This window comes from Phreatobacter sp., from assembly GCF_052440005.1.
Taxonomy (GTDB): domain Bacteria; phylum Pseudomonadota; class Alphaproteobacteria; order Rhizobiales; family Phreatobacteraceae; genus Phreatobacter.
Map to the genome: position 1 here is coordinate 26,800 of NZ_JBQVQL010000030.1, position 18,857 is coordinate 45,656.

Here is an 18,857-nt window from a genome sequence, read left to right on the forward strand (position 1 = left end):
GTGGCCCGGCGGGGCGCGAGGGGGAGACGAGCATGTCGGACCGGACGCAGCCGTTCGAAAAGCGGCATCGCGACGGCAGCCTCTGGGCCCGCGGCCAGACGGCGGGCGGCGAGCCCACGGGCTACTGGGAGTGGTTCCGCAAGGACGGCACGAAGCTGCGCTCGGGCTCCTTCGACAAGGGCGTGCAGGTCGGGGAGTGGACCACCTACGACGCCTCCGGCCATGCCCACCGCACGACCTGGTTCGTCGCCGGCAAGCGGCGGACTACCCGCCCGGATTGATCGGCCGGTTGAGCGTCCAGTCGAAGGTGCCGGCGTCGCGCTCGCGCACCGCCTGCTTCCAGCCCACCTCCTCCGCCCGCGTCTTGAAGTTGATGCCCTCCGGCGAGTGGCGGGTGATGCCGTCGAAGATGGTGGCGAACATCTGCGTCTGCTTCAGGCCCATGGCCTCGATCGCCTGGTTGACGACGAGCTTCTGCATCATCAGCTGGTTGACCGGCACGGTCGCCATGCGACCGGCGAGAGCCTCCACCTCGGCGTCGAGGTCGGCGGCCGGCACCGCCTTCAGGACGAGGCCGAGCTTCTCCGCCTCGCGGCCGTCGATCTTGTCGCCGGTGAAGAGCATGCGCTTGGCCTTTTCAGGGCCCAGCCGGTAGACCCACATGGCCGTCGTCGGGCAGCCCCAGACGCGCACCGGCATGTAGCCGATGCGGGCCTCCTCGGCCATGACGATGAGGTCCGAGCACATGGCGATGTCGGAACCGCCGGCCACCGCGAAGCCGTGCACCTTGCAGATCACCGGCCGGTAGGACCGCCACAGCGACATGAACAGCTCGGTGTTCCGCATCATGAAGGCGTAGTCCTTCATCGGGTCCCAGGGCATGTCCTGCGTCGCCTGGCCGTTGCCGTTGCCCTCGGCGTAGTAGGTGAGGTCGTAGCCGGCGCAGAAGGCCTCGCCCTTGCCCGAGAGCACGATGACGTGGACGCCCGGGTCGCCGTTGGCGCGGGCGACGCAGTCGGCGAGCTCGGCCGGTACCTCGTCGTCGATGGCGTTCATCACCTCCGGCCGGTTGAGCGTGATGCGGCCGATCCGCCCGTCCTTCTCGTAAGTGACCTTCGCCATGCCATCCTCCCCTGCCGCCGGGCGGCCCTTGCCGGAGCGATGCTAGCGCCGCGCGGGGTGGGTGATGAGTCGGCCGTTGCGCAGGCGGCAGGGGGCGCCCTCAGACGACGGCGATCAGCCTGTCCGCGGTGGCGAGGTTGCAGGCCATCGGCACGTCGTAGACTACAGCAAGCCGCGTCAGCGCCTTCACGTCCACGTCGTGCGGGTGGGGCGACAGCGGGTCGACCAGGAAAACCAGCATGTCGATCTGCCCCTCGACGATGAGCGCGCCGATCTGCTGGTCGCCGCCGAGCGGGCCGCTCTTCATCAGGCGGATGTCGAGGTCGGGCATGTCAGCCTTGAGGAGCGAGCCCGTCGTGCCGGTCGCCACCAGCCGGCGGCGGGCGAGCCGGCCGTGGTGGCGGCGGGCCCAGGCCAGCATGTCCGGCTTCTTCTTGTCGTGGGCGATCAGGGCGATCAGGGGTCTGGTGTCGTCCGCCATGCGATGTCCTTTCGGCGTCCCGCCCGCGCCGGCCGCTCAGTTGATGCGGTCGAGCGGGGTGATCTTCAGGGCCGAGATGCGGTTGCGCTGGCGCCGCAGCACCTGGAAGCGGAAGCCGTGGAAGGTGAAGGTCTGGCCGCTCTCGGGGATCGACCGCGCCTCGTGGATGACGAGGCCGGCGATCGTGGTCGCCTCTTCGTCGGGCAGGCGCCAGTCCATCGCGCGGTTGAGGTCGCGCACCGGCACCGAGCCGTCGACGTTGACCGAGCCGTCCGGCTGCGGGCGCACGCCCGTCACCTGCACGTCGTGCTCGTCCTTGATGTCGCCGACGATCTCTTCGATGATGTCCTCGAGGGTCACGAGGCCCATCACCTCCCCGTACTCGTCCACGACGAAGGCGAAATGCGTCTTGCGGCGCAGGAAGGCCTTGAGCTGGTCCTGCAGGCTGGTCGAATCCGGCACGAACCAGGCCGGCAGGACCAGGGTCGCAGGATCGACCTTGGCGAGGTCGCCGCCAGCGGCCGCCAGCGCCCGCAAGAGGTCCTTGCCGTGCAGCACGCCGATGATGTTCTCCGGCGAGCCGCGCCACAGCGGGATGCGGGTATAGGGCGCGGCCAGCACGTCCCGTACGACCTTTTCCGGCGCGTCGCCGGCATCGATGGTCACCATCTTGGTGCGGTGGACCATGACGTCCTCGACGGTGAGGTCCTTCAGGTCGAGGATGCCGCCGACCATGTCGCGGTCGTGCTTCCCGAACGAGCCCTCCTTGTGCATCAGCTCGACCGTGCTGCGCAGTTCCTCTGCGCCGGTGAGCACGTTCTGATTCTCGTTGATGCGCATGCCGAAGAGACGCAGCACGCCGCGCACCACGGCCTCCACCGCCACCAGGATCGGGCCGAACAGCGCGACGACCAGCGCCACGGGGCGGGCGTAGATCAGCGCCATCCATTCGGGCCGCGAGATGGCCACGGTCTTGGGCAGAACCTCGGAGAAGACGATGAGCAGCACCGACATGACCGCGGTGGCGTAGATCACGCCCTCGGCGCCGAGGACGGCGACGAAGAGCGAGGTAGCGAAGGCGGCGACGCCCGTGTTGACGATGTTGTTGCCGACCAGCATGGCGCCGATCAGGCGTTCGCGGGTGTCGAGCAGGCGGCTGACGATGCCGGCCCGCTTGTCGCCGGCGCTCTCCAGCGCCAGCATCCGCGCCTTGGAGGCCGCCGACATGGCCGTCTCGGCACTGGAGAAGAAGGCCGACAAGAGCAGGCAGACGACGATGAGCGCCACTGCCAGCCAGGGATTGATTGCAAGTTCGTCCATGGTCCTCGTGGGCCGCTCGGGGCCTCGTCCCTGTGGAGATCGGTCCGTGTCCGGTTAGACCTAAAGGCTTTCGGCGGTGAGGCAAAGGCGCCGGCGGTGCGGCCCTGCCCGCCGGTGCCGTTCAGACCACCCTTTTCTTGGCGATGACCACGTCGTCGGACCAGTAATCCACGAAGCCCATGCGGCTGTAGTAGGCGAGCCCGCCGCGGTTCTCGCGGCGGATGGTCGCGTCGATGGCGATCGCCCCGGCCGCCCGCGCCGCGGCGAGGGAGGCGGCGAACAGCCGGCCGCCGACCCCGGCGCCCTGGGCCTCCACGGAGACGAAGGTGGCGACGAGGGCCCAGTCGGCGGGAAGAGGGTTGGCGCCGGTCCACGCCGGGTCGGCCCATTCGAGCGCCTGGAACCCGAGGATGGCGCCGGCCCGCTCCGCGACATGGCAGGCGATGGCGCGCGGCGGCGCGACATAGAGGCGGATCATCAGGTCGACGTCGAACGGGTCGCGATGGGCGGTGGTGCCTCCCTTCGCGATGATGGCGTTGAGAAGCGCGACCATGGCGGCAGCGTCGCCGGCCTCCGCGCGGCGGATGACGGGCGCGTCGCTCACCGTCCGCCTCACCCTCTCGCCAGTTCCTCCGCCAGGAACGCGCGCACGGCGGCGGGATCGACGTCCCTGGCGATGAAGCTCTCGCCGATGCCGCGGGCGAGGATGAAGGTGAGCTTGCCGCGGGCGACCTTCTTGTCCTGGCCGATGGCGGCCATCAGCCGGTCGACGTCGCCGACGCCGCCGGGAATCTCGGAAAGCTCGGTCGGCAGGCCGACCGCCTTCAGGTGGTTCGCCATGCGCGCGGCATCGACGGGAGAGCACAGGCCGAGCTGCGCCGAGAAGCGGAAGGCCTGGCACATGCCGATGGCGACGCCCTCGCCGTGGACGAGGCGGGCGCCGTCGTAGCCCGTGGCCGCCTCCAGCGCATGGCCGAAAGTGTGGCCGAGATTGAGGAGGGCGCGGTCGCCGGTCTCGGTCTCGTCGCGGGCGACGACGGCCGCCTTGGCCCGGCAGGAGGTGGCGATGGCGTGGACGCGGTCGCGGCCGCCCTGGAAGACGCCGCGCCAGTTCGCCTCCAGCCAGCCGAAGAAGCCGGGGTCGTCGATGAGGCCGTACTTCGCCACTTCGGCATAGCCGGCGCGGAACTCGCGGGTGGAGAGGGTGTCCAGCACGTCGGTGTCGGCCAGCACGAGGCCCGGCTGGTAGAAGGCGCCGATCAGGTTCTTGCCGTGGCGGGAATTGATGCCGGTCTTGCCGCCGACCGAGGAATCGACCTGGGCGAGCAGCGAGGTCGGCATCTGCACGAAGCCCATGCCGCGGCGCACGATCGCGGCGGCAAAGCCCGCGAGGTCGCCGACGACGCCGCCGCCGAGCGCCAGCACGATGTCGCCGCGCTCCAGCCGGTGGGCGAGGATCTGGTCGACCACCTCCTCCAGCACGGCAAAGCGCTTGGTCGCCTCGCCCGGAGCGACGGTGATGCGGTGGTGGCGGATGCCGGCGGCCGAAAGGCCAGCCTCCAGCGCCGGGCCGTGGATCTCGCCAACATGGGCGTCCGTGACGATGGCGACCGCGCGGCCGGGAAAGCGTTCGGCGAGCGTTGCCCCGGCCCCGCGGACGAGGCCCGACCCGATGAGGATGTCGTAGGAGCGCTCGGCGAGCGCCACGGGCACCCGCGTCAGGCCTTGGGGATCGTCGGTGGCGGCAGGGGTCACGGCACGTCTCGTTCGGCAGGCGGCATGATGTGGGCGGCCAGCGCCCGGATGACGTCCTCGACCACGTCCTCGTGGGTCGCCTCGCGGGAGAGGACGGTGAGCGCCGCCTCGGCATAGACCGGATAGCGCTCGTCCATCAGCCGCTTCAGCACCGCCTGCGGATCGTCCGCCTTGAGGAGGGGCCGGTCGCCGCGCCGCTTGACGCGCTTCATCAGCACGTCGAGGTCGGCCTTGAGCCAGATGGAGATGCCCCGCTCGCGGATGCGGTCCCGCGTCCCGGCGTTCATGTAGGCGCCGCCGCCGGTCGCCAGCACCTGCGGGCCTGCGTCGAGGATGCGGGCGACGACACGCACCTCGCCGGAGCGGAAATAGGCCTCGCCGTGCTTGTCGAAGATCTCGGGGATCGTCAGGTCCGCCGCCTTCTCGATCTCCGTGTCGGCGTCGACGAAGGGCAGGCCCAGCCGGTGGGCGAGCCGGCGGCCGATGGAGGACTTGCCCGCGCCCATCAGCCCGACGAGCACGATGGAGCGCGTGCCCAGCGCCTCGCGCAGCCGCTTCACGTCGATGGCGGCCGGAGCCGCCGAGGATACCTCACCCGCCATGACGCCCGTGTCTCACGGATTGGGGCGGCAGGGCAACCGAGCGGTTGGGCGGAGTTCAGGCCGTCGACTCCCGCGCCGCGATGGCGTCGGCGATGGCGACGAGCTTGCGCCCCATCTCGGCGTGCAGGCGTTCCACCATCCGCCCCTCGACCTGGATCGCGCCCTTCGCGGCGTTCTCCGGCAGGTCGAAGGCGGCGATGATGGTGCGTGCCCAGGCGACCTCCCTCTCGGCTGGCGAGAAGGCGGCGTTGCAGGGCGCGATCTGGCTCGGATGGATCAGCGTCTTGCCGTCGAAGCCCATGTCGCGCGCCTCGGCGCATTCGCGGGCAAAGCCCGCCTCGTCGGCGATCTCGTTCCACACCCCGTCGAGGATGGCGAGGCCGTGGGCGCGGGCCGCGGCGAGCGAGGTCATCAGCCAGGCGTTCATCGGGGCGCGTCCGGGAACGATGCGCGCGCCGGTCTCCTTGGCGAGGTCATTGGTGCCCATGACGAAACCGGAGAGGCGCGTCGTGCGGTCGGCCGCGGCGGCGCCGATGGCGCCCGCATTCAGCATGGCGAGCGGCGTCTCCATCATCGCCCAGACGGCGGTGTGCTCCGGTGCCCCAGCCGCCGCGATGGCCTTGCCGGCGGCGACGAGATCCTCCGGCCGGCTCACCTTGGGCAGGAGGATGACGTCGGCGCCGGAGGGGGCGAGGGCCTTCAGGTCCTCGGCGCCCCAGGCGGTGTCGAAGCCGTTGAGCCGCACCACGACCTCGCGCGGGCCGAAGCCGCCCTCGCGCACCGCTTGCGCCACCTGGCCGCGGGCGATCTCCTTGGCGTCGGGCGCCACCGCGTCCTCGAGGTCGAGGATGACGACGTCGGCGGGCAGCGTGCGCGCCTTCTCGAGCGCCCGGGCATTGGAGCCGGGCATGTAGAGGACGGAGCGGCGGGGACGGATCGGCATGGCGTTGGGGTCCGGAGGTGGGCTATGTGCGGCAAGGCTAGCTGCATCGCAGCATGCATGCCATCGTCCTTCCGAACGAGACGATAAATCCGCAAGAGACAAGACGCGTGACACACGCTGATGCCGAAAGAGACAAGACGCGTGACACACGCTGATGTGCTGATCGTCGGCGGCGGAATCATGGGTTCCTGCACCGCCTATTTCCTCAAGAAAGAGCTCGGCTATGCCGGCACGGTGCGCGTCATCGAGCGCGACCCGACCTATGCGCAGGCCTCCACCACCCTCTCGGCCGCCTCCATCCGCCAGCAGTTCTCGACGCCCGAGAACATCCGCATGAGCCGCTTCGGCATCGAGGTGATCCGCGGCCTCAAGGACAGGTTCGGCGCTGAGGCCGATATCGGCTTCCGCGAGGGCGGCTATCTCATCCTCGCCTCCGAGGGCGGTCGCGCCGTGCTGGAGGCGAACTGGAAAACGCAAAGCTCCGAGGGCGCCGACATCCTTCTGCTCGGCCCCTCCGAGCTGAAGGCGCGCTTCCCCTGGATCTCCACCGAGGACATCGCGCTCGGCGCCTTCGGCCGCACGGGCGAGGGCTGGTTCGACGCCGCCATGCTGCTCGACCTCTTCCGCAAGGCGGCGCGGGACGCCGGCGCAACTTACGAGAAGGGCGAGGTCGCTTCCCTCACCCGCGAGGGCGACCGCGTCACCGGCGCGGTGATGCAGGACGGCCAGGCACGCTCCTGCGGCACGCTGGTGCTCGCCGCCGGCGCCTGGGCGGGCAGGCTCGCCGCGGGCATCGACGTGCCGCTTCCCGTCGAGCCGAGGAAGCGCACGGTCTTCGTGGTGAAGTGTCCGCAGACCTTCCCCGACATGCCGCTGATCGTCGACCCCTCGGGCGTCTGGATGCGGCCCGAGCGCGACCTCGTCATCGGCGGCTGGGGGCCCGGCGAGAACGATCCAGATCCCGCCGCCTATGGCGATTTCGAGCCGGCCCACGACGAGTTCGAATCCTATGTCTGGCCGGCCTGGGCGACGCGCATCCCGGCCATGGAACAGCTCCGCCAGATGCGCGCCTGGGCCGGGCACTACGACTTCAACACGCTCGACCACAACGCCATCCTCGGCCCCCATCCGGGCGTCGCCGGCCTCATGTTCATCAACGGCTTCTCCGGCCACGGCCTGCAGCAGGCGCCCGCCGCCGGCCGGGCGCTGGCCGAACTCATCGTCCATGGCGGCTGGCGCAGCCTCGACCTTTCCGTCTTCGGCTTCGACCGCATCCTGCGGAACGCGCCGGTCCTCGAACTCAACGTGATCTGACCCCGGAGCCTCCCCCATGAAGATCTGCATCTTTGGCGCCGGCGCAGTGGGCGGCAACGCCGCGGCCCGGCTGATCGCGGCGGGGGACGCCGAGGTTTCCATCGTGGCGCGCGGCGCCCATCTCGCCGCCATCCGTGAGAAGGGCGTGACGCTCCACACCGAGGGCCAGACCCTCGGCGGCAAGCCCTTCGCCGCGACCGACGACCCCGCGACCCTGCCGCCGCAGGATCTCGTCGTCGTCACGCTCAAGGCCCATTCCCTGCCGGCGATCGCCGCGCCGCTGAAGGCGCTGCTCGCCCCCGGCGCCGCCGCCCTGTTCTTCACCAACGGCGTCCCGTGGTGGTGGAACCACGGTCTCTCCGAGGACGGCTCGCTCCCGCTCCTCGACCCCGAGGGCCGGCTCTGGCGCGACCTCGGGCCGGAGAGCGTGCTCGGCGGCGTCGTCTATTCCGCCAATGCCATCACCGAGCCCGGCGTCATCACCCATTCGGCCGGCAACCGCTGGATCATCGGCGAGCCCACCGGCGACGCCTCGCCGCGCGCCGACGCCGCGGCGGAGGTCTTCCGAAAGGCCGGGCTCAACGGCGAGGTCACCGCCGACATCCGACGGGCCATGTGGGAGAAGCTCGTCCTCAACATCGCCGCCAATCCGCTCTGCGCCCTGACGCGCCTGCCGCTCGGCCGCTGGCACGAGGTGCCGGCCATCGCCGACCTCGGCGTCACCCTGATCCGCGAGCTCCTCGAGGCGGCGAAGGCGGTCGGCTGGGACCTCACCGCCACCGTCGATCCCGCCGCCTCGGTGCCGGCGAAACCGGGTCGCCCCGGCGGCCGGCCCTCCATGCTGCAGGACGCCGAGGCCGGGCGCCCCATGGAGGTCGAGGCCATCGTCGGCCAGCTCCAGGCCTTCGGCCGCGACACCGGCGTCGCCACCCCCGCCATCGACGTGGTGTTGCCCATGCTCAGGGCCCTCGACGCCTCCAACCGCGAGGCGGTGAAGGTCTGAGCTTCGGATGGCGCCGGCGCATTCCAGCGATCCGCCGGCGCTCTCGCCACCAGTGTGGCCACGCGCTAGCCTCGCCGCCTCGCCTGCAGTCCGGAGCCTCCCATGCCCATCGTCAACCGCATCTCCGCCCTCCACGAGGAGGTCACCGCCTGGCGGCGCGAAATCCACGAATATCCGGAGCTGCAGTTCGACGTGCACCGCACCGCCGGCATCGTCGCCGACAAGCTGCGCGAGTTCGGCTGCGACGAGGTCGTGCCGGGCATCGGCCGCACGGGGGTCGTCGGCATCATCCGCGGCCGCAGCAATGCGTCCGGCAAGGTGGTGGGTCTGCGCGCCGACATGGACGCCCTGCCGCTCACCGAGATCACGGGACTGCCGCATGCCTCCAAGGTGCCGGGGAAGATGCATGCCTGCGGCCATGACGGCCACACCGCCATGCTCCTGGGCGCCGCCAAGTATCTCGCCGAGACGCGCAACTTCGACGGCACCGTCGCCGTCATCTTCCAGCCGGCGGAGGAGGGCGAGAAGGGCGGCGAGGCCATGGTCCTCGACGGCATGATGGAGCGCTTCGGCATCCAGGAGGTCTACGGCATGCACAATGCGCCGGGCCTGCCCGTCGGCCAGTTCGCCATCCGCCCGGGCCCGATGCTGGCGGCGGTGGACAATTTCCGCATCCACGTCGAGGGCAAGGGCGGCCATGCCGCGCGCCCGCACCAGTCGATCGACACGATCCTCGTCGGCGCGCACATCGTCGCGGCGGTGCAGTCCATCGTTGCGCGCAACGTCGACCCGCTGAAGAGCGCGGTCATCTCCATCTGCGCCTTCAACGCCGGCTTCACCAACAACGTCATTCCGCAGACGGCGGAACTGCGCGGCACCGTGCGCACCCACGACGCCGCCGTGCGCGACCTGATCGAGGTCCGGCTGAAGGAGGTGGCGGAGAAGACCGCCGCCGTCTTCGGCGCCACCGCCACGGTGCACCATGAGCGCGTCGTGCCCGCGACCGTCAACGATCCCGCACACACGCCCCATGCGGTGGCCGCGGCGGCCGCGGTGGTGGGCGAGAAGGCGGTCAACGACGACGCCCCCCAGATCATGGGCGGCGAGGACTTCTCCTACATGCTCCAGGCCCGCCCCGGCGCCTTCATCTTCATCGGCCAGGGCGACACGGCCTCCGTCCACCACCCGGCCTATGACTTCAACGACGAGATCATCCCGCTCGGCATGAGCTACTGGGCGAAGCTCGTCGAGAGCCGCATGCCGGCCTGAGGGCGCGGCGCCGGACTATTCCCCCGGCGCCTTCGTCTCCATGGCGAGGGCGTGGACGCGGCCCTTCAGCTCGGCGTCGAGGGTCTGGTTGACCATGCGGTGGCGATCCACCCGCGACTTGCCGGCGAAAGCCGCCGACACGAGCTTGACTCGGAAATGGGTTTCCCCGCCCTCGCGCCAGCCGCCATGGCCCTGGTGGTGGTGGCTCTCGTCGATCACCTCCAGCGCGGTGGGCGCGAAGGCCGCGGTGAGCTTCTCGGTGATGGTGTCGCGAACGGTCATGATCGTCTCCCGGACCTGCCATATCGGCCGGCCGGGCCGCCGCCGCAACCCCGCGGCCCGTAAGGCCGCCTTGCCGGGGGCCGCGCCGCTCTGATACATCCCGCGCAACGAGCCGTGAGGGGGAAACCCATGCAGAAGTTCACCGTCCTGACCGGGGTCGCCGCGCCGATGCGCACGATCAACGTCGACACCGACATGATCATCCCGAAGCAGTACCTGAAGACGATCAAGCGCACCGGCCTCGGCAAGGGCCTGTTCTCCGAGGCGCGCTACAAGGACGACGGGTCGGAGAACCCGGATTTCGTCCTCAACAAGCCGGCCTACCGCAACGCCCAGATCCTCGTCGCCGGCGACAATTTCGGTTGCGGCTCCTCGCGCGAGCATGCGCCTTGGGCGCTGCTCGACTTTGGCATCCGCTGCGTGATCTCCACCAGCTTCGCCGACATCTTCTACAACAACTGCTTCAAGAACGGCGTGCTGCCGATCAAGGTCTCGCCGGAGGACCTGGAGAAGCTGTTCGAGGATGCCGACCGCGGCTCCAACGCCACGCTCACCGTCGACCTCGAGGCCCAGGAGATCCGCGGTCCCGACGGCGGCACGATCAGCTTCGACATCGACCCGTTCCGCAAGCATTGCCTGCTCAACGGCCTCGACGACATCGGCCTGACCATGGTCAAGGAAAAGGCCATCGACCGCTTCGAGACGACGGTCTCCACCGCCCGCCCCTGGCTCTGACGGAAAGACCCGGCGCGATGCGCGCCGGGCCATCCGGGGGAACGGGAAGGAAGGGGCGGGCCGCGTCGCCCGCTCAGTTGCCCGCGAAGGGCAGCGACGAGTGGTGCACCACGATGCGCAACTGGCCGGCGCCGTCCTTCACGAAGGTCCAGGTCTTGTCGACCGTCGTCACCTGGCCGTTCGGGCCGGTGATCGCCACGTTGCCCATGGTCGAGGCCGAGGTGCCGGCGATGAAGATGGCGCTGTTGGCCACCTCGCACTTGGTCCAGCCCTTGAGCGCGAAGCCGGTATCCTTCGGGAACGCGCTGTCGCCGCCGACGAAATAGGCCAGCGCGCCGGCGCGGGTGGTGCGGAAGGTCTGCGGTGCCACGGTGAGCGTCGGTTTGAACAGCACCGCGCCCATCTGGTAGCCGTAGGCGGCATCGATGACCCGCTCGGCCAGCGCGCGCGCCGCCGCCGGCCCCTGCGAGGCGTGGGTTGTGCTGATCGACACCAGCGCGTTGCACCAGGCCCTCTGCGCGGCGACGACCTCGGCCTCGGTCACCGCCTGGTTGACGACGGTCTGCGCCGAAGCCGTGGCGACGGGAAGGGCGAGCGACAGGAAGGCGGCGGCCAGGATGGGACGGCGGATGGACATGGTGATTCCTCAGGTTGCCGGACAGGGTGTGGCGCCGACGGTATCGCCGTCCGGGCCGCAATCGGTGTAGGCTGCCGCCGCTGACGCCGGCTTGAACCGGGAATGAGCGGGTCCTGAACGGTTCATGAAAACGAGATGACGATCCAGTCCCCGGCCCGGTCGAACGTCTTCGGACGGCGCCTGTCCCTGGCCCTGGCGCTGCTGGGGTCGATCGCCGTCGTCCAGGGCGCCGTGGCGCTGTGGGCCGTGGGCATGGCGGAGCGCCACGTCCTGCGGGGCAGGGTCGCCGCCGACATCAAGCAGGGTTTCACCGACCTGCGCTCGGACAAGCAGCAGTTGCGCAACTGGCTGGCCCAGCACCAGTTCGGCGCCGCGGCCGACGAGGGCCAGCGCGACGCCCTGCTGGGGCGGATGCGGGTCGTGCTCGGTGAGCTCGGGGGCCTCGCGGCCCAGGCCGTCGCCCTCGACGACAGCCCGCCCGCGCGCCAGCGTCAGGCCCAGCGGGGAGACGCGCTGCGGGTGCTGGAGGGCAGCCTCGCCCAGCTGGGGCGCGGCCTCGCCAGCCTCGATCCTCCGTCGGGCGGAACGGCCGCGGCCCTCGCCTGGCGTCTCGCCAACGATCTCTTCGACCGTGCGGAGGGCCGCGACCTCCGCCTCCTGCTGGCCGAGAGCGTCGAGCGTGAGGACACGGCCCTGCGCGAGAAGCGGGCCGACACGGACCATGCGCTGGCCTGGTTGCGGCGGTTCTGGATCGGGTCGACCGCGGCGCTGGTGCTGGTCGCCCTGCTGCTCGCCGCCCACTTCACGCGCGCCCTGCGCGGACCCCTGCGCGGGCTCGCCGACGGCGCGGCGGCGCTGCGGGCGGGAAACCTCGCCCATCGCATTCCCGTCGGCGGCACCGACGAGTTCGCCGACGTGGCGCGCAGCATGAACGCCATGGCAGCCGAACTCGCCGAGCGCCGGCGGATCGAGTCGCAGGCGCGCCTGGCGCTCGAGGAGCAGGTCGCCATCCGCACCGGCGAACTGAGCGCCGCACTCGCTGCCCAGAGTGACGCGGAGGCCCGCCGCCGCAGGCTCTTCGCCGACATCAGCCACGAACTGCGCACGCCGACCACGGCGATCCGCGGCGAGGCGCAGGTCGCGCTGCGCGGCCCCGACAGGCCGGCGGAGGACTACCGGGGGTCGCTGAGGCGGATCGAGGACGCCTCGCGCCAGCTCGCCCTCGCCATCGACGACCTCCTGACCATGGCGCGCAGCGACATCGACGCCTTGTCCATGCGCCGGGTGCCCCTGGATCTGGTGCCGGTCCTCGACGACGTTCTGTCCCATGGCGCGGCCATGGCGAAGGCCGGCGAGGTGACATTGCGCCATGCTCCCTGGCCCGAGACCCTCCCCGTCACCGGCGATGCCGACCGGCTGCGGCAGCTGCTGCTCGCCCTGCTGGACAACGCCGTCCGCTATTCGAAGCCGGGCCAGTACGTGCGCCTGGAGGCCGCCCGCGTCGAGGGGGAGGGCGGCAGGGTGGAGGTGCGCATCCACGATGCGGGCATCGGCATCGCCGCGGAGGAACTGCCGAAGGTCTTCGACCGCAGCCATCGCGCGCCGAATGCGATCAGCCATCGCGCCGACGGCAGCGGCCTCGGCCTGCCCATCGCCCGCGTCCTCGCCCGCGGGCATGGCGGCGAGATCACCCTCGCCAGCAACCCTGCGAGCGGCACGACGGCCACGCTCACGCTGCCGCTCGCACCCGCAGGATCGGCGGTTTCCGCATGAACATCCTGATCATCGAGGACGACGACCGCATTTCCGGCTTCCTGCAGCGTGGCCTGCGGGCCGAGGGCATGCGGGTGCAGGTTGCCCGCAACGGCAGCGAGGGGCTGGACCTCGCCCGCGCGGCCTGGCGGGACCATCGCGCCGGCGGCGAGACCACGCTCGTCATTCTCGACCTCATGCTGGGAGACGTCAGCGGGCTGGAGGTTTGCCAGACGCTGCGCGCCGGCCAGGTCGAGCTTCCCATCCTCATGCTGACCGCGCTGTCCACCGTCGAGGATCGCGTGAACGGCCTGCGTCTCGGCGCCGACGACTATCTGTGCAAGCCGTTCGACTTCGAGGAACTGCTGGCCCGCATCGAGGCCCTCAGGAGGCGCGGGCGCGCCTTGCAGTCCGCCGCTCCCATGGTCCTGCGGGTCGACGACCTGGAGCTCGACCGCACCACGATGAAGGCGACGCGGGCGGGAAAGGTTCTGGCGCTCACGGCGCGGGAACTGGCGCTGCTCGAACTGCTCATGAGCGCCCCGGGGCGGCTGTTCAGCCGCGAGCGGATCCTCGCCAATGTCTGGGGCGTCAACGAGGACCCGCTCACCAACATCGTCGATGTCTATATCGGCCGGCTGAGGGGCAAGATCGACGCAGGCCAGACCCAGCCCCTGATCCATACGCAGCGGGGACTCGGCTATCGCCTCGAGGCAGGCCCTGCCGGCGCCGCCCGCTGATCGCGCCCGAAAGGGGGCTACGGCCGGCATGGGGCCATTCGTGTTGTCCGATCTGTTCCTGACGGCACCGACTGTGTAAACGTCGCGGCCCGCGCTTATCGTGACAGGACCACCGCCATGGAACGCCGCCTCATCTCCACGGGCTCCCCCTTCGAGAAGACCGCCGGCTATTCCCGCGCCGTGGTCCAGGGTGGCTTCGTCTTCGTCGCCGGGACGACGGGCTACGACTACGCCACCATGACGCTGCCGGCCACGGTGGAGGAGCAGACGCGCAACTGCTTCCGCACCATCGCCGCCGCGCTGAAGGAGGCCGGCACCTCCATGGCCAACGTCGTGCGCGCCACCTACTACATCACCGATGCGGCCGATGCCGAGACGGTCTTTCCCATCTTCGGCGAGGTCTTCGGCGACATCCGCCCGGCCTCCACGCTGCTCGTCGTCGCCGGCCTGTTCAAGCCGGAGATGAAGATCGAGATCGAGGTCACCGCCGCCCTGCCGGGCGTCGCCACCGACACCCTCTTCTCCTGACGCCGCCACCGGCCGGACCTGCCATGACCGATCCCACCCTGCCGAGCCTCGCCGACCTGCGCGGCGAGATCGACCGCATCGACGCCGCCATGCACGGCCTCCTGATGGAGCGCGGCCAGATCATCGAGCGGCTGATCGAGGTGAAGAAGACCGCCGAGACCGGCTCCGCCTTCCGGCCCGCCCGCGAGGCAGACGTCGTCCGCCGCCTCGTCGACAACCACAAGGGCCGCCTGCCGGTGGAACTCGTGGTGCAGATCTGGCGGCAGATCATCTCCACCTTCACCTATGTCCAGTCGCCCCACTCGGTACATGTCGTCATGGGGCCGGAGCAGGAGAACGCCCGCGAGCTCGCCCGCTTCCATTTCGGCTTCGGCGTGCCGCTGGTGAAGCACTCGAGCCCGGCTTCCGTCGTCGGCGCCATCGCCCGCGACCGCGGCGATCTCGGCCTCATCGGCCTCGGCCCCGCCCGCGAGCCCTGGTGGGAGAAGCTCGGCGGCCCCGGCCAGCCCATCGCCATGGCCACGGCCCCGGCGATCGCCCGCGCGGCGAGCCCACGCCCGCCGCAGGCCCTCGTCATCGGCCATCCCTCCATCGACACGGCGGGCCTCGACACCCGCCTCGTCGCGGTGACGCTCGCCGGCCGCCCGGCCGTGGAGGTCGACGCCGTGCTGGCGAGCGCCGACGAGGCCGGCCGCCACCACCTTCTCGCCTGGGGCCCGCGCGAGGCCTCCGAGGCCGAGATCGCGCAGGACGCCGCTTCCGGCATGGCTGTTGAAGCCGCCCGCACGGTCGGCTACACCGCAAGGCCGATCGCCGCCTGACGGCGATGGCAGGCCAGCCCTTCCTTTCCGGTGCCGACATGACCCTCGAAGCCACGCGTCCCGTTCCCCGTCCCGGTGTGATGGCGATCGACGCCTATGTGCCGGGCAAGTCCGGCGCCCCCGGCGTCGCCAAGGTCTACAAGCTCTCCTCCAACGAGACGCCGCTCGGCGCGAGCCCCATGGCGATCGCCGCCTACAGCAAGCTCGCCGGCAAGCTGGAGCTCTACCCCGAGGGCTCCTCGGCCGAGCTGCGCCAGGCCATCGCAAACCTCTACGGCCTCGACGCCGACCGCATCCTCTGCGGCTCGGGCTCCGACGAGCTGCTGTCGCTGCTGACCAACGCCTATCTCGGGCCCGGCGACGAGGGCGTGTTCACCGAGCACGGCTTCCTCGTCTACAAGATCGCCATCCTCGCGGCCGGCGGCACGCCCGTCGTCGTCAAGGAAAAGAACCTGACAGCCGACGTCGACGCCATCCTCGCGGCGGTGACGGAGAAGACGAAGATCGTCTATCTCGCCAACCCCAACAATCCGACCGGCACCTACATTCCCTTCGACGAGGTCAAGCGCCTCCATGCCGGCCTGCCGAAATCGGTGCTGCTGATCCTCGACGCGGCTTACGCCGAATATGTCCGCCGCAACGACTACGAGAGCGGCCTCGAACTCGTGGCGTCGAACGAGAACGTCGTGATGACGCGCACCTTCTCGAAGATCTACGGCCTCGCCGCGCTGCGCATCGGCTGGATGGTCGGCCCCGCCCATCTCATCGACGCGGTGAACCGCATCCGCGGCCCCTTCAACGTCAATGCCGCGGCGAGTGCCGCCGGCGCCGCCGCCATCGCCGACCAGGCCTTCCTGCAGAAGGCGGTGGAGCACAACGACGTCTGGCTGCCCTGGCTGACCGCCGAGATCGAGAAGCTCGGCCTCGAGGTCACGCCCTCGGTCGGCAATTTCCTGCTGATCCATTTCCCGAAGGACGCCGGCAGGACCGCGGCCGATGCCGACGCCTATCTCGTGTCGAAGGGCCTCGTGCTGCGCCGCGTCGGCGCCTATGGGCTGCCCGACGCGCTGCGCCTCACCATCGGCGACGAGGAGGCCAACCGCCACCTCGTGGCAACGCTCGCCGAGTTCATGAAGCGGTGACCGGCCAGCCTCTTTTCGGCAAGGTCGCGCTGATCGGCATCGGCCTCATCGGCTCGTCCATCGCGCGCGCCCTGCGCCAGCTGCCCCTCGCCGGCACCGTCGTCGCCGCCGACCGGTCGGACAGCGTCGTCGCCCGCGTGCGCGAACTCGGGATCGCCGACGAAGCGACCACCGACATGGCCTCCGCCGTGACGGATGCCGACCTCGTCATCGCCTGCGTGCCCGTCGGCGCCATGGGGGCGGTCGCCGAGGCCATCGGCCCGCATCTGAAGCCGGGCGCCATCGTCTCCGACGTCGGCTCCACCAAGGGCTCGATCGTCGCGCAGATGGCGCCGCACATGCCGCCGGGCGTGCACCTGATCCCCGCCCACCCCGTGGCCGGCACCGAGCATTCGGGACCCGATTCCGGTTTTCCGGAGCTGTTCCACGGCCGCTGGTGCATCCTCACGCCCGTGCCGGACACCGACCCTGAGGCCGTCGAGCGCCTCGCCGCCTTCTGGCAGGGGCTCGGCTCGAAGACCGAGGTCATGGCGCCGGACCACCACGACCTGGTGCTCGCCATCACCAGCCACGTGCCGCACCTCATCGCCTACAACATCGTCGGCACCGCCTCGGACCTGGAGACCGTCACCGAGAGCGAGGTCATCAAGTTCTCGGCCGGCGGCTTCCGCGACTTCACCCGCATCGCCGCCTCCGACCCGACCATGTGGCGCGACGTCTTCCTCCACAACAAGGAGGCGGTCCTCGAGGTGCTGGGACGCTTCACCGAGGATCTCATCGCCCTCCAGCGCAACATCCGCTGGGGCCAGGGCGACCAGCTCTTCGACCTCTTCACCCGCACCCGCGCCATCCGCCGCTCGATCATCGACCAGCGGCAGGACACGGCCGATCCGGACTTCGGCCGGAACAGGAAGTGACGCAGATGACGGCCGGGCCCATGACGGCGGATGCGATCATCGCCCTTCTGGGGCTCCAGCCCCATCCCGAGGGCGGCTATTTCCGCGAGACCTTCCGCGACGCGCCCGGCGCGGATGGCCGCGCCGCCTCCACCGCCATCTATTTCCTGCTGAAGCGCGGCGCGCGGTCCCACTGGCACACCGTGGACGCGGTCGAGATCTGGCACTGGCATGCCGGCGCGCCGCTGAAGCTGTCGCTCGCGGCGACCGACGCCGGCCCGGTGACCGAACTCGTCCTCGGCGCGGATCTGGCGGCGGGACAGCGGCCTCAGGGGGTCGTGCCGCCGCACCACTGGCAGGCGGCCGAGACGCTCGGCGACTGGACGCTGGTGGGCTGCACTGTCGCGCCCGGTTTCGACTTCGCCGGCTTCAGGCTGGCGCCTCCCGGCTGGAACCCGGGCACCTGACAAGGCATGACCCCATGAACGATCCCGCCGTGGTCCGCACCCTCGAGGAGCGCCTCTTCAATGCCTGGCCGGCGCTGCAGACCGTCTATTGCGACGGCTGGCTGCTGCGCATGGCCGGCGGCCATACCAAGCGCTCCAACGCGGCGAGCCCCTTCTATCCCTCGACGATCTCCGGCGAGGAGCTGATCCGCACCGTGCGGACGCTCTACCGCAAGGCCGGCATCGAGCCGATGGTGCGCATCACGCCGCTGGCGGGCGAGGGCATCGACGCCGCCCTCGCGAGCGCCGGCTGGACGATCTACGACGAGACCGACGTGATGGTCGCCCCGCTCGCCGACCGGGTGAAGATGAGCGGCGCGCCCGACGCCGCCGTGGTGCTGTCGGAGGAGCCCTCGCAGGCCTGGATCGACGGCGCGGCCGGGGCCTACGAACTCGCCGACTGGCAGCGCGACATGCTCGCCCGCATCGTCGGCGCCATCCGCGTCGAGACCGCCTTCGCCACCGTCTATGTGGACAAGCAGCCGGTCGGCTTCGGTCTCGCCGTCGCCGACCGCGGCTATGTCGGGCTCTACGATCTCGCCGTTGCGCCCGCCGCGCGCGGGTCGGGGGCGGGGCAGCGCATGATCGGCGCGCTGCTGCACTGGGGCCGCTCCCACGGCGCCCACACGGCCTATCTGCAGGTGCGCAAGACCAATGTGAAGGCCCACGCGCTCTACCAGCGTCTCGGCTTCACGGTCGCCTATGACTACCACTGCCGGCGGATGGCGCGGGCGGGCTGAGCTTCGGCAGGCCGCCCGGCACCCTGCATGGCGCCAAGTGCGTCCTTCGAGGCTGCAGGGCACATCCTGCGCTCGGCCGGGGATGACGGCCAGCGGCGACGGGCCGCCACTTCCCCCGCTCCCAGCCGCCGCCGCATCTTCACCTCTCCCCGGCGGGGAGAGGTCGCCGAGCGTGAGCGAGGCGGGTGAGGGGGAGAGCGGCAGATGGAGAGCGCCATGGGGGCCCCCCCCCCCCCCCGCGCGCCCGGACCGCCCCCCGCGGGGGGGGT

At 70.7% G+C, this 18,857-nt stretch carries 22 protein-coding genes; 13 read left to right on the forward strand and 9 right to left on the reverse strand.

Going from position 1 to position 18,857, the window contains the following annotated elements; genetic code table 11:
- Positions 1-32: 32 nt before the first annotated feature.
- Positions 33-281 (forward strand): toxin-antitoxin system YwqK family antitoxin, encoded by a 249-nt coding sequence (locus ACT6XY_RS09670; protein WP_444748124.1) that lies wholly within the window; start codon positions 33-35, stop codon positions 279-281.
- Here the strand turns inward: ACT6XY_RS09670 and ACT6XY_RS09675 are convergent.
- The 7 genes from ACT6XY_RS09675 to ACT6XY_RS09705 form a co-directional block, all read right to left on the reverse strand.
- Positions 265-1,122: a crotonase/enoyl-CoA hydratase family protein gene (locus ACT6XY_RS09675; RefSeq protein WP_444748125.1), complete on the reverse strand. Its 858-nt coding sequence runs from the start codon at positions 1,120-1,122 to the stop codon at positions 265-267. The two genes, ACT6XY_RS09670 and ACT6XY_RS09675, sit on opposite strands and share 17 nt — an antisense overlap.
- 100 nt (positions 1,123-1,222) lie before the next feature.
- Positions 1,223-1,603, reverse strand: coding sequence for a methylglyoxal synthase (locus ACT6XY_RS09680; RefSeq protein WP_444748126.1), 381 nt, complete (start codon positions 1,601-1,603; stop codon positions 1,223-1,225).
- A 36-nt stretch (positions 1,604-1,639) separates the two neighbouring features.
- Entirely contained in the window at positions 1,640-2,923 is a 1,284-nt protein-coding gene (locus ACT6XY_RS09685) for an HlyC/CorC family transporter (RefSeq protein ID WP_444748127.1), read from the reverse strand.
- Positions 2,924-3,044: 121 nt separating this feature from the next.
- On the reverse strand, positions 3,045-3,527 hold the full coding sequence (locus ACT6XY_RS09690; RefSeq protein ID WP_444748128.1) for a GNAT family N-acetyltransferase: 483 nt from the start codon (positions 3,525-3,527) through the stop codon (positions 3,045-3,047).
- Between the two features lie 8 nt (positions 3,528-3,535).
- On the reverse strand, positions 3,536-4,678 hold the full coding sequence (gene aroB / locus ACT6XY_RS09695) for a 3-dehydroquinate synthase (protein ID WP_444748129.1): 1,143 nt from the start codon (positions 4,676-4,678) through the stop codon (positions 3,536-3,538).
- Positions 4,675-5,280, reverse strand: a complete 606-nt coding sequence (locus ACT6XY_RS09700; RefSeq protein WP_444748130.1) for a shikimate kinase — start codon at positions 5,278-5,280, stop codon at positions 4,675-4,677. Before ACT6XY_RS09700 ends, aroB begins: the two co-directional genes overlap by 4 nt.
- Positions 5,281-5,335: 55 nt before the next feature.
- On the reverse strand, positions 5,336-6,223 hold the full coding sequence (locus ACT6XY_RS09705; protein WP_444748131.1) for an HpcH/HpaI aldolase/citrate lyase family protein: 888 nt from the start codon (positions 6,221-6,223) through the stop codon (positions 5,336-5,338).
- 120 nt (positions 6,224-6,343) lie between these two features.
- Here ACT6XY_RS09705 and ACT6XY_RS09710 point away from each other — a divergent pair, with 120 nt between their 5' ends.
- From ACT6XY_RS09710 to ACT6XY_RS09720, 3 genes are all read left to right on the forward strand, one after another.
- Positions 6,344-7,537 (forward strand): NAD(P)/FAD-dependent oxidoreductase, encoded by a 1,194-nt coding sequence (locus ACT6XY_RS09710; RefSeq protein ID WP_444748132.1) that lies wholly within the window; start codon positions 6,344-6,346, stop codon positions 7,535-7,537.
- Positions 7,538-7,553: 16 nt separating this feature from the next.
- Entirely contained in the window at positions 7,554-8,540 is a 987-nt protein-coding gene (locus tag ACT6XY_RS09715; RefSeq protein ID WP_444748133.1) for a ketopantoate reductase family protein, read from the forward strand.
- A gap of 102 nt (positions 8,541-8,642) precedes the next feature.
- Positions 8,643-9,809, forward strand: a complete 1,167-nt coding sequence (locus tag ACT6XY_RS09720) for a M20 aminoacylase family protein (RefSeq protein WP_444748134.1) — start codon at positions 8,643-8,645, stop codon at positions 9,807-9,809.
- A 15-nt stretch (positions 9,810-9,824) separates the two neighbouring features.
- Here the strand turns inward: ACT6XY_RS09720 and ACT6XY_RS09725 are convergent, their stop codons facing one another.
- A complete protein-coding gene (locus tag ACT6XY_RS09725; protein ID WP_444748135.1) occupies positions 9,825-10,091 on the reverse strand; it encodes a BolA family protein in 267 nt (88 codons plus the stop codon).
- Between the two features lie 129 nt (positions 10,092-10,220).
- Between ACT6XY_RS09725 and leuD the strand changes: the two genes are divergently transcribed.
- Positions 10,221-10,826: a 3-isopropylmalate dehydratase small subunit gene (gene leuD / locus ACT6XY_RS09730; protein WP_444748136.1), complete on the forward strand. Its 606-nt coding sequence runs from the start codon at positions 10,221-10,223 to the stop codon at positions 10,824-10,826.
- A 73-nt stretch (positions 10,827-10,899) separates the two neighbouring features.
- On the opposite strand, the gene ACT6XY_RS09735 is transcribed toward leuD, so the two are convergent.
- On the reverse strand, positions 10,900-11,463 hold the full coding sequence (locus ACT6XY_RS09735) for a hypothetical protein (protein ID WP_444748137.1): 564 nt from the start codon (positions 11,461-11,463) through the stop codon (positions 10,900-10,902).
- A gap of 135 nt (positions 11,464-11,598) precedes the next feature.
- On the opposite strand from ACT6XY_RS09735, the gene ACT6XY_RS09740 reads away from it, so the two are divergent.
- The 8 genes from ACT6XY_RS09740 (at position 11,599) to ACT6XY_RS09775 (ending at position 18,588) form a co-directional block, all read left to right on the forward strand.
- Positions 11,599-13,236, forward strand: a complete 1,638-nt coding sequence (locus ACT6XY_RS09740) for a sensor histidine kinase (RefSeq protein WP_444748138.1) — start codon at positions 11,599-11,601, stop codon at positions 13,234-13,236.
- Positions 13,233-13,955 carry a response regulator transcription factor gene (locus tag ACT6XY_RS09745; RefSeq protein ID WP_444748139.1) on the forward strand — a complete coding sequence of 241 codons (723 nt, stop codon included), beginning with the start codon at positions 13,233-13,235 and terminating at the stop codon, positions 13,953-13,955. Before ACT6XY_RS09740 ends, ACT6XY_RS09745 begins: the two co-directional genes overlap by 4 nt.
- A 117-nt stretch (positions 13,956-14,072) precedes the next feature.
- The gene (locus tag ACT6XY_RS09750; protein WP_444748140.1) at positions 14,073-14,483 is read left to right on the forward strand and encodes a RidA family protein; all 411 of its coding nucleotides are present in this window, start codon (positions 14,073-14,075) and stop codon (positions 14,481-14,483) included.
- A 23-nt stretch (positions 14,484-14,506) separates the two neighbouring features.
- Positions 14,507-15,304: a chorismate mutase gene (locus tag ACT6XY_RS09755; RefSeq protein WP_444748141.1), complete on the forward strand. Its 798-nt coding sequence runs from the start codon at positions 14,507-14,509 to the stop codon at positions 15,302-15,304.
- A 38-nt stretch (positions 15,305-15,342) separates the two neighbouring features.
- Complete coding sequence (hisC, locus tag ACT6XY_RS09760; RefSeq protein ID WP_444748142.1) at positions 15,343-16,446, forward strand: histidinol-phosphate transaminase; 1,104 nt, start codon at positions 15,343-15,345, stop codon at positions 16,444-16,446.
- The gene (locus tag ACT6XY_RS09765) at positions 16,443-17,363 is read left to right on the forward strand and encodes a prephenate/arogenate dehydrogenase family protein (RefSeq protein ID WP_444748143.1); all 921 of its coding nucleotides are present in this window, start codon (positions 16,443-16,445) and stop codon (positions 17,361-17,363) included. The genes hisC and ACT6XY_RS09765 overlap by 4 nt, the downstream gene beginning before the upstream one ends.
- A 5-nt stretch (positions 17,364-17,368) precedes the next feature.
- On the forward strand, positions 17,369-17,809 hold the full coding sequence (locus ACT6XY_RS09770; protein WP_444748144.1) for a cupin domain-containing protein: 441 nt from the start codon (positions 17,369-17,371) through the stop codon (positions 17,807-17,809).
- Positions 17,810-17,823: 14 nt separating this feature from the next.
- Positions 17,824-18,588, forward strand: coding sequence for a GNAT family N-acetyltransferase (locus tag ACT6XY_RS09775; RefSeq protein WP_444748145.1), 765 nt, complete (start codon positions 17,824-17,826; stop codon positions 18,586-18,588).
- Positions 18,589-18,857 lie beyond the last annotated feature (269 nt).

Excerpts from the sequence above, each read along its gene's own strand:
- ACT6XY_RS09670 (WP_444748124.1), top strand. The coding sequence starts at position 33 with ATGTCGGACCGGACGCAGCCGTTCGAAAAGCGGCATCGCGACGGCAGC.
- ACT6XY_RS09675 (WP_444748125.1), bottom strand. The coding sequence starts at position 1,122 with ATGGCGAAGGTCACTTACGAGAAGGACGGGCGGATCGGCCGCATCACG.
- ACT6XY_RS09680 (WP_444748126.1), bottom strand. The coding sequence starts at position 1,603 with ATGGCGGACGACACCAGACCCCTGATCGCCCTGATCGCCCACGACAAG.
- ACT6XY_RS09685 (WP_444748127.1), bottom strand. The coding sequence starts at position 2,923 with ATGGACGAACTTGCAATCAATCCCTGGCTGGCAGTGGCGCTCATCGTC.
- ACT6XY_RS09700 (WP_444748130.1), bottom strand. The coding sequence starts at position 5,280 with ATGGCGGGTGAGGTATCCTCGGCGGCTCCGGCCGCCATCGACGTGAAG.
- ACT6XY_RS09705 (WP_444748131.1), bottom strand. The coding sequence starts at position 6,223 with ATGCCGATCCGTCCCCGCCGCTCCGTCCTCTACATGCCCGGCTCCAAT.
- ACT6XY_RS09710 (WP_444748132.1), top strand. The coding sequence starts at position 6,344 with ATGCCGAAAGAGACAAGACGCGTGACACACGCTGATGTGCTGATCGTC.
- ACT6XY_RS09715 (WP_444748133.1), top strand. The coding sequence starts at position 7,554 with ATGAAGATCTGCATCTTTGGCGCCGGCGCAGTGGGCGGCAACGCCGCG.
- ACT6XY_RS09720 (WP_444748134.1), top strand. The coding sequence starts at position 8,643 with ATGCCCATCGTCAACCGCATCTCCGCCCTCCACGAGGAGGTCACCGCC.
- ACT6XY_RS09725 (WP_444748135.1), bottom strand. The coding sequence starts at position 10,091 with ATGACCGTTCGCGACACCATCACCGAGAAGCTCACCGCGGCCTTCGCG.
- leuD (WP_444748136.1), top strand. The coding sequence starts at position 10,221 with ATGCAGAAGTTCACCGTCCTGACCGGGGTCGCCGCGCCGATGCGCACG.
- ACT6XY_RS09735 (WP_444748137.1), bottom strand. The coding sequence starts at position 11,463 with ATGTCCATCCGCCGTCCCATCCTGGCCGCCGCCTTCCTGTCGCTCGCC.
- ACT6XY_RS09740 (WP_444748138.1), top strand. The coding sequence starts at position 11,599 with ATGACGATCCAGTCCCCGGCCCGGTCGAACGTCTTCGGACGGCGCCTG.
- ACT6XY_RS09745 (WP_444748139.1), top strand. The coding sequence starts at position 13,233 with ATGAACATCCTGATCATCGAGGACGACGACCGCATTTCCGGCTTCCTG.
- ACT6XY_RS09750 (WP_444748140.1), top strand. The coding sequence starts at position 14,073 with ATGGAACGCCGCCTCATCTCCACGGGCTCCCCCTTCGAGAAGACCGCC.
- ACT6XY_RS09755 (WP_444748141.1), top strand. The coding sequence starts at position 14,507 with ATGACCGATCCCACCCTGCCGAGCCTCGCCGACCTGCGCGGCGAGATC.
- hisC (WP_444748142.1), top strand. The coding sequence starts at position 15,343 with ATGACCCTCGAAGCCACGCGTCCCGTTCCCCGTCCCGGTGTGATGGCG.
- ACT6XY_RS09770 (WP_444748144.1), top strand. The coding sequence starts at position 17,369 with ATGACGGCCGGGCCCATGACGGCGGATGCGATCATCGCCCTTCTGGGG.
- ACT6XY_RS09775 (WP_444748145.1), top strand. The coding sequence starts at position 17,824 with ATGAACGATCCCGCCGTGGTCCGCACCCTCGAGGAGCGCCTCTTCAAT.